Source organism: Halorubrum halodurans, from assembly GCF_002252985.1.
GTDB lineage: Archaea > Halobacteriota > Halobacteria > Halobacteriales > Haloferacaceae > Halorubrum > Halorubrum halodurans.
Map to the genome: position 1 here is coordinate 1 of NZ_NHPJ01000130.1, position 12,785 is coordinate 12,785.

The window sequence follows — 12,785 nt, forward strand, 5'->3', positions numbered from 1 at the left end:
CCCCACTGTGTCGAGTGTTCCGTTCGGTTATTATCGATGAGGGCTGACCGAGTGACACTCCACTACGTCAAGTGCAAACCGATAGACTGTGACTATTTGATTTTACACACGACACACTTGACACGGTGGGTTTATCCGTACGGACGGAATCAAACGTGACAGAGGATGGCGACGTTCACACGGGACACAGAGATCTTCCGCAACGAGGACATGCTCCGCGAGGATTACCAACCGGATTCGATTACCGCTCGCGAGGACGAGATTTCGACGTACACGGCCGCGCTTCAGCCGATCGTTAACGGCGCACAACCCCGGAATATCTTCCTGTACGGTAAAACGGGCGTCGGGAAGACCGCGGTGTCCCGCTATCTATTGAAGCAGCTACAACGAGATACAGAGCAGTACGACGACGTCGAACTCTCGGTCTGCTGGCTCAACTGTACGAACCTCTCGTCGTCCTACCAAGTCGCAGTTAATCTCGTGAACCAACTGCGACCCGCAGACGACCGGATCAGTACGACCGGGTATCCCCAACAGCGTGTGTTTGATATCCTGTATGAGGAACTCGATCAGATTGGCGGGACAGTCCTCCTCGTCCTTGACGAAATTGATCACATCGGCAGCGACGACGAAATCCTGTATGAGATCCCGCGAGCCCGCTCAAATGGCTACCTCTCGAAAGCGAAACCCGGCGTGATCGGCATCAGCAACGATTTCGGCTTCAGAGACGACCTCTCTCCGAAGGTGAAAGACACCCTTTGTGAGGAGGAGATTCACTTCTCGCCGTACAACGCCCCGGAACTGCGCGCCATCCTCGAAGAGCGAGTGGCCGGGGCGATGTACGACGACGCGGTGGACGACGCCGTGATCGCGCTGTGTGCCGCCATCGCGGCCCAGGACACGGGGAGCGCCCGGCAGGCGTTGGACATTCTGTATAAATCCGGTGAGATTGCGCGGACGAACAGCGAGGAGCGACTAACAGAGGACCACGTCCATCAGGCTCGCGAGAAACTCGAACAGAGTCAGGTCGAACACGGGATGCGCGAGCTGACGAAACACGGGCATCTCGCGCTCGTGGCCATGTTACAGCTCGCGTTCGAGCAGGAGACCCCGGCGCGGATCCGCGACGTGTACCCGCTGTATCGACGTATCGCGGAGGGCTCCAACGTCGACCCGCTCGTTCGTCGTCGTATGCACGACCACCTCGCGGATCTGGCGATGCTCGGCATCCTTGATCGGCAGATGAAAAACGAGGGGCGGGCGGGCGGACACTACTATCAGTACGAGTTCGACGTCGATCTCGATATTGTCGGCGATGTCGTTCGGGATTTTGATTCTATTGCGCTCCCGGAGGGCGTGGCAGCACGGATCGGATGAGTTCGATCGGTTTCGTTCGGGTGGCCCTGGCCGGAGTCGCACAAACATTAGAGATGGTAGAGTCTCAGCGGTCCCGTTCCGTCCCGGGAAGAACACTTGACATGGTGGGGTGGGGGTGGCGATGAACTAAGGATACGGTAAATGCTTCAGCTCATGAAATGCCACCGACCCTGTACCGAGTGAGGTACACAACAGACGAATTCTATCTCTTCTAGACCGCGTTTGGATAGTGTATAAATACTACACAGCTTACTCTCACACATTAGGCACCGAGTGAAATTGGCGATCGTTGTGCTGCTGGCAGATTAATTCGAGGTTTACCGCCGAGAACATCGTCGTCACGGGCGATTGTCATACGTGGTGGTGCGGAACCTACCATTATGTTATTTCGGCAGATGCCCTCTGCGACGCTGAGATCGTCGCGACCGGACTCCAGTCGTCGAGTGTATCGAGTGCCGGCCGAAGATACGGATGCGTATCGACGCCGGTTTCGAGTTTCTCGCGAACGACCGGAACGGCACAGATTCCGGAGAGCCCTGTGACGACAATGACGTCACAAGATATCGGCGACCGGGTCCCAGAGGTCTTCCCTGCGTCTCCTCGCGGTACGGATTCGCTGCTCGCTCTGTCTGTGCCCGCGATCGGACCACCTTAGAACGTCTCCCAGTCGACGACGCGGAGGTCGTCGATCCGGTCGAAGTGATCGACGTTCGCGGTCAACACCGGGAGGTTCCGTGTTCGGGCAGTCGCGGCGATATACACGTCGTGGAGATCATCGAGCGGCCGACCGGCTCGTCGCAGCGTCGCGATGATCGTCGCGGCCGTCGTCGCGACCGGTCGCGATATCGAGAGCACGTCGAACCGCGAGAGGAGGCGATCGAGGTCGTCGATCGCCTGTTGATGTCGGTCTGTCCCTCGTTCGTACTGGAGGTCCACGCCGAGCCGGAGTTCGGTCACCGTCACGATGCTGATCGCGTGTCGGCCCGCTTCGTCTAGAGCAGCGACTTTTCCGTCGACCCCGCCGCGGTCGATATCGACGAGGACGGACGTGTCACAGATCTTCATCGGTGACTCGATCCATCGTTCCCTCGCTCAACCGCTCGATCTCATCAGTGACCTTGTCGGGCGTTTCGGCGTCGAAGATGCCTTGGCCGGTGACATCCGAGATCTCACCGCCGCCGTCGAGTTTGTCGGCGATCACCTCGCTGAAACTCCGGTCGCCCTTCTCGCGTTTCAGTCGACGGTACACGTCGTCGCTGATCGCGATGTTCTTGCTCATACATTGCGTATGGGTACCCATACGTAAATCGATAGCGGCGCGGAAGCCGTCGCCGAAGGGCTCACGGTGACGACGATCTCCTCGTCCACCGGCTAGATTGCTCCTGTCGCGGGAAGATGTCAACCAGACGTTTCCGGAACCGATGCGTTTTCATCAAGCTGGACTCGCAGCACACGCCGGCGTCACGCGCCAAACCGTTGGTAACTACACCGACTTCTTGTGTGAGGTCGAACTCATTGAGGACGTTCCGACCACGTCACCACGCCGGTATCGGGTCGCGGACAGCGATGTCGTCCGGGAGTGCTTCGAGTTGAATAGCGCGCTCAATAGGGTCGGGGAGTGGTCGTTGCCCACGAGGAGTACCTGATACTCCCGCCACCAGGTGCGCCCACAGCGATGCGAATACCTTCGACGCGGGCGACGATCCGACCGCGACTAAACACCTCCCAGGTCGTTGAAATGCTGCCTTTCATCACCGGAATTTGATCGTCAGTTCACCGCGCTGGTTTTGTTCGGTTGTACAGCCGAACACCGCCATCAGACCGATCTGTAAGGTCGTCGTTGTACGGGTGACTGAGGTGGTTGAACCCACATTGTGCGTTTTTCTATGAGGTATAGACGAAGATGACGTGCCGGCCCATGGCGTATGCGCGATCAGCGTTGACGAGTGTGGTCGACATCTTTATATTGTTCTTATATTCAGCCTCAACAGAGACGTAGTCAGTTCACTGGATTGCGCAGGCGGGCAGGCGCGTTGGTACAGATTTCAAAAGGTCAACAACGTCAATGTCGAGAGAATAGGTATCAAATATAAATAAGTGTTAAAATATTGTAATATTATTGGATCAGAGAGAGCCTCATCAACAAAGTAATAATGTAGTAGGCTTCCTTATCATCATAGCCCTGTGACGATACAGTACAAAGCACCGAGTATCGTGTTTGGCACAAACAGCATGAGTAGCGATTAACAATAGACTTCCAACTAATGACTACAGTAGTACTTGGACTGGATGGAGCAGCATTTGAACTAATAGATAGCTGGATTGATTCTGGGAAACTGCCTAATCTTAAAAAACTCACAGAGGAGGGAGCAGCGATGGACATGCAAAGTTGGCTTCCTCCAGTAACCTGTCCAAACTGGCGGTGCTACGCTAGCGGCCTGAACCCGGGGAAACTTGGCGTATTCTGGTGGGAGCAAATTGACAGAGACAGTCAGTCGATCGAACCCACTAGTTCATCCGAACAATTCGATGGTGGCGAGTACTGGAATCTTCTAGATGGTCAGGCATCTATTATAAATTTTCCAACTGGTTTTCCCCCTTCCAAAATTAATGGGGAGTTCATCGCAGGAGGACCAGGAAGTGATCAAGTCGATTATACGTACCCCCCTGAATTGGAGGAGAACCTCCGCAGTAAGTATGAGTACCAGGTACACCCAGAGTTACTCTCTCAGTTATCAAAGGATAACCAAGGTCTTGATTGCGTTGATGAGATCCACCGTCTGATCGACCAGCGCTTCCAAGTTCTTGAAGACCGTCTTGAATCTGGCGAGTATGAGTTGATTCACGCAACAGTATTCTACATTAATGTTCTACATCACTTTTATTGGGACCGTGAGGTTGTCCAGAATGCGTGGAAAATTATTGATGAACATATTGGAGTACTGCTTGACAACGACGAGTTAGACCATCTGTTCGTTATGTCGGATCATGGGTCAAATCCGATTGACGTAGAGTTCAATATCAATACGTGGCTTGAACAGCATGGATACTTAGTCACGCAGACGGGGGCAAATGACGTAATGAAACGACTTGGGATAACCCAAGATCGGATACGACCCGTACTGAACCGGTTCCATATTAAATGGTTGTTAAGCCGGATCGTTCCGTCTGATGTACAAGATCTCCTACCAGACTCTAAAGGCCGAGTTAAACGAAGTGCAAAAGGGCAACTAATTGACTGGAAGGAATCCACCGCAGTAGCAAGCGGGCAGGGACCACTTTACGTGATCGCAGATTCTCAAACTGAAAGACAGAGAATTAAACAAGAACTATTAGACAAACTTAGCGGGCTCCGGAGTCCTGGGGGCGGTCTCGTAATCAGAGAGGCACGGCCCGCCGAGTCCGTGTATAGTGGCCCATACACGGATGACGGACCAGATATTCTTTTGGATCAAGCTCCTAACATCCATATTAATGGTGGAATTGGAGTAGAGAAAGTATTCGGGAATCCTGAAACCTGGGCAGGAGAGAATAAAGATACTGGCCTGTTTATGGCCTACGGGCCGGAGATTGACCCAAAAGTTGTCCTTGATGATCTTCGTATTACAGATCTTGCACCGACATTACTATCGCTACACAACGCAGTAATTCCAAAGAGTATGGACGGAAATCCACGGTACGAGCTCTTCTCTGAAGACGCGGCAATCCATTCTACTGAATCTGAAGTGAAAGATATCAGTTGGGTTGAAGCAGGTACTGGAATCGCTCAAGAGACTAATGACAGTATCCACTCTAGGTTGTCTGATCTCGGGTATCTTAATGAATAGGAAGTTAATATCCTGTTGTGAAAAGTATTTTTTGTCCAATCTGAGTTATTCCATTTCTCATTTTGGGTATATTCCGAGGGTATATAATACCATTCTCGCTCAGTTACAGTCTTTCGTCCAGATGGGACAAGTTGATGATCCCACGCTCAGTAGCCCAATTAAGCAGTACAGAACAGATCGGTTGACGGATTTCCAGAAGCATATATGACTCGTATACTCCATTTAATTACTCGGTTCATCGGTGGAGGGGCCGAAAAAACAGTGAAGAATCAGATACGCGGCCTACAAAATCAAGAGTATGAGATACATCTTGGATTCGGTAAAGAGCATGATCCTAAGCGGGTGGCCACAATTCAGGACATGGGGATCAAAACGGTCTGCTTTGAAAAAATCGAACACTATTCGTTGGCTCGCAGTATACCAGCTGTGGTCCAAGTTGCCCGGTATCTTCGTAAGGAGAATATCGAGTTAATTCACACACATAGCACAGAAGCAGGAATAATCGGTCGTTGGGCAGCAACAATAGCTAGAACACCAGTTGTTCTCCACGAGATTCATGGTGATCCGATCGCAGAGGATCGCCACACAGCACTAAACACATTTATTTTGTGTATGGAACGTCTTTCTGCGCCACTTACGACAAGAATTATTGTAAAATCGGAGAGAATTCAACGTTCATTCATTGATAGAGGGATAGGCACAAAAGACAAATATAAGCTAATATATCATGGTATTGATTTAAATCGATTCAAGAATGAAGCGCCAGCTCCCCTCCCAGAATCTGATACGGAATTAAGATTACTCTTCATCGGTCGGTTACAAGATGGGAAGGGCCTGTTTGACCTCATAGAAGCATGTGAGCAATTAGGAAGCTACGACGTTGATCTGCTAATTGCTGGTGATGGACCTCTAAAATCCGATCTGAGAAGAGAAATAGAGAGCCGGGGACTTGAAGAATCAATACATCTGCTAGGATATCGGGAGGATGTACCTGAACTCCTCGCAGCCTCGGATGTGTTAGTACTACCATCTTATCGTGAGGGGACGCCACGAGTAGTTTCAGAAGCCCTAGCGTCTGGAACTCCAGTTGTGTCTACCCGGATCGCGGGTATTCCGGAACAAGTTTCTCATGGTGAGAGTGGGCTACTGATTGACCCTGGTGATGTTGGTGCTCTTGTTGATGCCCTCAGCCGCCTTCTCAATTCAGGCGAACTACGAAAAGAGATGTCCGAGTCATGTCAATCGCAAGTAGAGCAGTTCAGTGTAGAGCGTGAGCAACGAGAGATTAGCCAGTTATACCAACGTCTTTGCTCTAACATCAAACGACAAACCTAAATTAAACAGTCTTTTAACAGATACTAACTGGGCCAAAAGAGCCTATCAAAAGTGTTCGGAAAGAGTTATTTTGAAATTTTCTTCAGTGAACTGCTCTAGATGAGTCTTAATGCTTCTTATTGGGGGACAACTACCAGATAAGACATCATCCAGAATAGCTTTACATTCAGACATACTATTAAAACGGAATTCAGGATCGGGAACAACTTCCCGTAAGCCACCCGAGTTGTGAACTACAGGTATACAACCATGGTTCATTCCTTCAGCAGGAGCAATTCCGAAGTGCTCATTCTCCATCGTATGAATGAACACCCGACTACGGTGGAGTTCATCACGTAACCGTTGATCTGAAATATCGGTTAATAGACTTACGTTATCTAGTCCGTTGTCGGCAACGTATTCTCGACATTTTTTGTAGTACGATTCTGAGGCAAGTGACCCAATAATTCGGAATTTAGTGTTCGGAAATTGTTTTGCTATTTGTAACTGGAACATCTGGCGTTTATTTGGATGGAACGAGCCAACAGATACTACACCCTCACCAGTGAACTCTCTGAGCATAACTGATTCCAAGGCAGGAGGATACAATACTTGTGGTTCTATCAAATCCCACGCTTTTTCTGTATAATTAAGTGTAAAACTAGAGTTAGTAAAGACGTGACCATCTGGTTGCGCAGGCGTCAGTGAGGACAGGAGTGTAAGTGGAGCTGACGCGATACGGTATAATAGCTGGTTATATTTCGGATCAACTCTGGGAATCAGTGGTGTAGGAAAGTGTACATAGTGTACATATCTAGGACCTAGCGGGAGGAACCGAATACAGTTGTTTGAGTTAAACACAAGGTCATATTGACCTAAATCGTCTCGTACTGCGAAATTCAGTACTGGCTGTTGATAGGTTGATGAAGGTACACTAGATCCACGGTGAGAAACGCCAGTTACGTTTACGTTTTCTATCTGGTAATAATTGAGAAACCGCGTTACTCCTTCTAGCCCAGTTAGTGTATGAATGTCAACTGAATATGAGTTTTCATCTAACGATTCAATAGCTTTAGCCAATACTTTACTTCTCCCTCCAACACCCACCGAGTTCTGTAGTACAGCTGCTTTCATTGGCTCATATGCTTATTTTGTCTGTAATCTTTAAAATCATCTTGGGAAAAATCAGTTACCTCTACTATAGTGGTCAGTCAACAGGTGGGATATTAGTTGTGGTGGTCTGAGCTGTCGGCTTGCCTTCCAGAATATTTTTTTATTGATAGAACTATCACCAAGTGTGGATACAGTCTACTTGTTCACCCCTAGGTTCCCTCCATCAGAAGGAGGCGCTGCTACGTTCTACTCAAATCTTATTGACACAACAAAAAGCGACTTAAATTATGTTGTTTTGACACAATATCTCTCAGAAGAGTCGATAATTATCCGAGAAGAGGGTGTTTCTGTTTACCGACTACTTCCACGGTTGAGCACTTTGCCGACGATCTTACGTGTACTATTTGAGGCAGTCATCGTTGGTGTGTTTTCGATATTTACATTAATGAAAGAAGGTGTTGATGTCATCCATGCACATGCCTCTTCATTTTCAGTTATTAGCCTCGCTATTGTTTCGACCCTCTTTCAGGTCCCAATAGCCTATGATTGCCGAGATGAAGCCTTTCGGCCGTGGATTGTTCAGATGGGCTATACACCAGTTTGGTTCAGTTGTGCGTCAAATATTGATAAGATTCTGACACAGAATGGTGTTCCTAGAGACCGAATTATCAGGTTACCAGTAATTAATCCAGGTTATGTACAGGACTACAGGTTCGTCGCCGACTCTCAGACAGTATCTAACTTAATATATATTGGATCACTAAGAGAAGCAAAAGGGATATTTGATCTACTTGACGCATTTGAGATTATCTGTGAGCATGAGTCCAATGTACACCTCACAATAATTGGGGATGGGCCGGCTCAAGGAGAATTTATTAAATACTGTAGAAGGATGAATCTCAAAGAGCAGGTCACTCTTGAGGGTTCACTTAGCCACGAAAAGACGTTGTGCTACCTCAGCAGATCTGATATCCTCATTCTTCCATCGAAATCTGAAGGCGTGCCTCGCGTCGTACTGGAAGGCCATGATGTAGGTACACCGGTGGTGGCGACCGACGTCGGTGGCATTCCAGACGTGATCGATCACGAGGAGAACGGGCTGTTGGCTGAACAAACTACAGAGTCAATCGCGGAAAGCGTACTCCGACTGATTCGTGATAAAGAACTACGCCAGACTATCGTTGAAAATGGTATGAACAGTGCTGACGAACGAAACTGGGATCGTGTCAGATGCTGTCTGTATAGGGGCTATAAGATTGTAGGTCTTACTAAAGTATAAATAAGATCGAGAGGTTAGGAATCGGTCTGTGTAGTGCTACCGGCTACGAAATAAATTCCCAAGCCAGTAGCCAACAGAATCCATGGGGCCTTGCTAAATCCTGGAGATATATTCGCTTCTATGGCCATAGCGGCGATACCAGCAATTACTCCGGTACGAATCATAGTGTGACCAGACGATGAAAAAATCCCCTTAATTGTAAAGAGAGATGGAATTATCCAAATCAAAGTAACTAATAACAGGGTAATAATGCCTGATTCTGCGCCAATCCTTAAGAACCCGCTGTGTATAATGTACTCAGAATAATACTGAGATATATTATTGAGGCCAACCCCAGTGAGAGGGTTCGACTGGAGAAGGTTTAGTGCAACTTGATATTGTTCGATCCGAGACGAAAGTGACCCAGATCTGATAGAGATTAAAGCCTCGACAATAGATGGGAGTAACGTTAATGCTGGAGTTAATATCCCAAACACATACGCAATTTTTACTTTTCGATTGTATCGTTTTAAAATATAAGTAGTAATAATAATAAATATGGCTACACTAGTCGCCGCCCATGTACTTCGAGATTGGCTTATCATGATAGCAAAGGCGACCACCAATACAGCAAGCAGGATACCCTTACTACGATTTTTTATTCCTTTGTATAAATAGTAGGGAGTAGCAATCATTAACATCATTCCAAATCCTCCATACGAAATATTGGGCAGTCCTAATGTCCTCTGAAACGGGATTGTCAATCCCACAACCGTCCTTTGGCCTAAATATGCTTGTCCAAACGGTAGTCCGACTGGATAGGTGAGTGAATGAATTACCGTTAGAACGCTAATCGCCACAGCTGAGAGAAATGCCGCCCGCAGCACACGCTCTGCGTCTGAGATCGATTTAATATTCAAGAATAGAATAATCGCAACTAATAAGTATCCGATATACGTAACAAGCCTTCGGAGAGATCCTTGTTGAACCAGTGTGGTTGTTAATATTGTTGCTAACACTGTACAAAACAGGACAAACACAAGTACCTGTACCTTCGCAATAGTAATTTTACCATTATAATACGTAAGAGCGGTTAGATAGAGTGTTGTCAGTATAATTAACATATTTGGAAGAGAAATATTGACGATACCAGTCTCAACAGAAAACACTCCGAATGGGATGGAGAATATAGTTAGCTGAACAAGAGTATTTTCAATTGGGGAACTATCTGTCACAGGTTGGTCGCTTAAATCGAATAATATAAGAACTTCACGATAGCCAGATGGTGGTCACTCACCAGAAGCCACTTCACACATGGTTGTGTTCGTATAACTATTCGAATGTCAGGGTCGGCTATTTTCAGCGTAGAGATAGAACTCGCATGGGGTTATCACGATTTACAGCGGCCGAACAAGTATGCTGCGCTGTCTAAGGATCGAGATAGAGAGACTAAAGCTCTCAAGAGACTACTTGCTCTCTGTGACAGGTTTGAGATACCGATTACGTTTGATGTCGTCGGGCATCTGTTTTTAGACAACTGTTCTGGCGCACATGATCCTCGGTGCCCAACAGGGTGGTTCAACGCTGATCCTGGAACAGACGTGGATTTGGATCCATTATTCTACGCGCCCGATCTTATTGATATGATCGAAGCAGCTGAAATCAAACACGAAATCTGTACACACACATTTTCTCACGTACTCGGCGAGGAGTTCACTACGGCTCAACTAGACGCAGATCTTGAGAAGGCACAGGAACTCCACCGGAAGAAGTTCAATAAACCAGCAGAGTCAATCGTTCCACCACGCCACCAGCGGATGGACCCAAAGGTTCTCAAACGGAATGGGATCAAAGTGGTCCGTCAGGCGACTGGGGAGATGCCGGAGAATAAATTGGCGTTGCTGTGGTGGTACTTCAGCCAGAACCATCCTGTAACGGAACCGGTTACGGAGGATGGGCTCATCACCACGTATACATCAGTCACACAGTCGATGACCGCACCGCACGTAGCCCAAGGACAGAAAACAATCCATCCTGTCTTGCGTTCGATTCCGTTCCGCGTACGGAAATATATCCACCGCCGATATATTGAAGATGCGCTAGAGCGGGCGGTTGTAGAAAATAAACACGCTCACTTCTGGACACATCTCCACGATATGGCCAACGAAGCACAGCTTGATATCGTTGATCAACTCATTACAGTAGCTTCCCGCTGGCGTGATAACGAAGGACTACAAATAAATCGGATGTGTGATCTTGAGACAAGAGTATGACCTCTCTTGATGACTCCCTAGGCAGTCTAGCAAAGAGTGCCGTAATCGTTTTTATTGGTTCTGTGGTCGGAAAAGTGCTCAGCCTCATAGGCCAAGTTCTCATCGTCCGGTCCTTAACCCCGACATCGTTTGGACACGTGGCACTTGCCTACACGATAGTTTCAACCGCTGCGGGTCTAGCGCTGCTGGGTAGCGACAAAGGTGTTGCTCGCTTGATATCCGCTAAACAGACAGTCAACTCTCACCGTCGTGTGCTCCGAGCGGGGTACACATTCGCACTTTTCGCTAGTTTTGGGGTGGCAATTACGATATTTATTATTCGATTTCGACTGGCGGCATATCTTAACGACGATCAACTCCCGAAGCTACTGATCGCCTTCCTTCCTTTTTTTATTGCATCTAATATTTCCCGAGTGTCGTTTAGTGCGCTCCGAGCATATAAGCGATCGCTGGAGGCAACTGTCGCTCGTGATCTTGGACCGCGTATCGGCGCTGTCTTGCTGTTCGGCATTTTCGCTCTCTCTGGCGAGGCATTCCTCGGTGCTGTCGCCTACTGGGTTACGACGCCTATAATCATGGTTTTACTCACTGGGTACTATCTTCATGGAGAACTCTCATTAGGACGAGTCATCAGTCACCTTCCTGATCAAAAAATGATATCTGAACTCTGGTCATTTTCGTGGCCACTCGCGGTTGGATCAACGTTTTTTCTCTTACTGTCGAACATCGATATTCTTATGATAGGATATTTTATACAACCACAGTCGGTCGGTCTCTATCGAGCGATCCAGCCTCTTCGGCAAGTTAATACATTCGTCCTTGTCGGATTTGCGTTTCTTTTTCTCCCAATTGCAACTGAGTATTATGAAGATGATAATTTTGATGCCCTAAATCGAATTTACACAGTCTCCACAAAATGGATTGTCACCGCTACGTTCCCACCCGTCCTCTTGTTCACGCTGTTTGCACCCGATGTTGTTCGTGCATTCTTTGGTAGCAAGTATGTACCCGCTGCGCCCGCATTGGCTGTTCTAACATCGGGCCTGTTTTTACGAGCAATTGTAGGTCTCAACGGAGACATGACGAAGGCAATCAACCGGACTCAAATCGAACTCTACTCGGTTGTCCCCGCTGTTCTCGTTAACATCACGCTAAATTTTATTCTAATCCCGAAGTATGGGATTACAGGAGCAGCAATTGGGACCGTAATTGGATACGGAGTATATAATCTTATTGAACTCGTTGCTATATACTGGGCTATTAAAATTCATCCGTTTTCCATGAATAATATTAAGCCACTCATTCCGACACTTCTATTTACTCTTGGTTTGAGACGACTGATTGGACATGAGGACCTCTCACTCCTATTATTAATTATGTCTGGAATTCTGATATCAATCGCCCACCTCCTGTCGGTATTCCTGACTAGGAGTCTTAGCCACACAGACATTCTTCTGCTTGAACGATTCGAAGAGCGTACTGGACTAAATCTAGGTCGTGTAAAACAGATTATTAAAAAATACCATTAAAATTATTGTAGGTTATGGTATGAATCCATTCTCAAAGTACATTCTATTCCCCCTTTTTGAATACCACATTGGTTATACTCACGGACATAAATAC

The 12,785-nt window shown here is 47.8% G+C and carries 10 protein-coding genes and 2 pseudogenes; 7 read left to right on the forward strand and 5 right to left on the reverse strand.

All coding sequences use genetic code 11. The annotated features are described in order from the left end of the window. The first annotated feature begins 165 nt into the window (after window positions 1–165). A complete protein-coding gene (locus DJ70_RS14580; protein WP_094534253.1) occupies window positions 166–1,377 on the forward strand; it encodes an orc1/cdc6 family replication initiation protein in 1,212 nt (403 codons plus the stop codon). Between the two features lie 411 nt (window positions 1,378–1,788). On the opposite strand, the pseudogene DJ70_RS18070 reads toward DJ70_RS14580, so the two are convergent. From DJ70_RS18070 to DJ70_RS14595, 3 genes and pseudogenes are all read right to left on the reverse strand, one after another. Beyond that, window positions 1,789–1,923 (reverse strand): annotated as a pseudogene (locus tag DJ70_RS18070) (twitching motility protein PilT); the annotation flags it as partial. Window positions 1,924–2,028: 105 nt separating this feature from the next. Next, window positions 2,029–2,442: a type II toxin-antitoxin system VapC family toxin gene (locus DJ70_RS14590; RefSeq protein ID WP_094534255.1), complete on the reverse strand. Its 414-nt coding sequence runs from the start codon at window positions 2,440–2,442 to the stop codon at window positions 2,029–2,031. Beyond that, window positions 2,429–2,656 (reverse strand): antitoxin VapB family protein, encoded by a 228-nt coding sequence (locus DJ70_RS14595; RefSeq protein ID WP_053772541.1) that lies wholly within the window; start codon window positions 2,654–2,656, stop codon window positions 2,429–2,431. Before DJ70_RS14595 ends, DJ70_RS14590 begins: the two co-directional genes overlap by 14 nt. 163 nt (window positions 2,657–2,819) lie before the next feature. Between DJ70_RS14595 and DJ70_RS17855 the strand changes: the two are divergent. From DJ70_RS17855 to DJ70_RS14610, 3 genes and pseudogenes are all read left to right on the forward strand, one after another. Beyond that, window positions 2,820–3,023: pseudogene (locus DJ70_RS17855) on the forward strand (hypothetical protein); the annotation flags it as partial. 618 nt (window positions 3,024–3,641) lie between these two features. Beyond that, entirely contained in the window at window positions 3,642–5,204 is a 1,563-nt protein-coding gene (locus tag DJ70_RS14605) for an alkaline phosphatase family protein (protein ID WP_094534257.1), read from the forward strand. Between the two features lie 204 nt (window positions 5,205–5,408). Next, window positions 5,409–6,539, forward strand: coding sequence for a glycosyltransferase family 4 protein (locus DJ70_RS14610; RefSeq protein ID WP_094534259.1), 1,131 nt, complete (start codon window positions 5,409–5,411; stop codon window positions 6,537–6,539). A gap of 45 nt (window positions 6,540–6,584) precedes the next feature. Here the strand turns inward: DJ70_RS14610 and DJ70_RS14615 are convergent, their stop codons facing one another. Further along, a complete protein-coding gene (locus DJ70_RS14615; protein WP_094534261.1) occupies window positions 6,585–7,652 on the reverse strand; it encodes a glycosyltransferase in 1,068 nt (355 codons plus the stop codon). 163 nt (window positions 7,653–7,815) lie between these two features. Between DJ70_RS14615 and DJ70_RS14620 the strand changes: the two genes are divergently transcribed. After that, window positions 7,816–8,910 (forward strand): glycosyltransferase family 4 protein, encoded by a 1,095-nt coding sequence (locus tag DJ70_RS14620; protein ID WP_143421050.1) that lies wholly within the window; start codon window positions 7,816–7,818, stop codon window positions 8,908–8,910. 14 nt (window positions 8,911–8,924) lie between these two features. Here the strand turns inward: DJ70_RS14620 and DJ70_RS14625 are convergent, their stop codons facing one another. Continuing rightward, entirely contained in the window at window positions 8,925–10,124 is a 1,200-nt protein-coding gene (locus DJ70_RS14625) for an O-antigen ligase family protein (protein WP_143421051.1), read from the reverse strand. A 105-nt stretch (window positions 10,125–10,229) separates the two neighbouring features. Between DJ70_RS14625 and DJ70_RS14630 the strand changes: the two genes are divergently transcribed. Further along, complete coding sequence (locus DJ70_RS14630) at window positions 10,230–11,162, forward strand: polysaccharide deacetylase family protein (RefSeq protein WP_094534267.1); 933 nt, start codon at window positions 10,230–10,232, stop codon at window positions 11,160–11,162. Further along, window positions 11,159–12,691, forward strand: a complete 1,533-nt coding sequence (locus DJ70_RS14635; RefSeq protein ID WP_094534269.1) for a flippase — start codon at window positions 11,159–11,161, stop codon at window positions 12,689–12,691. Before DJ70_RS14630 ends, DJ70_RS14635 begins: the two co-directional genes overlap by 4 nt. Window positions 12,692–12,785: the final 94 nt, after the last annotated feature.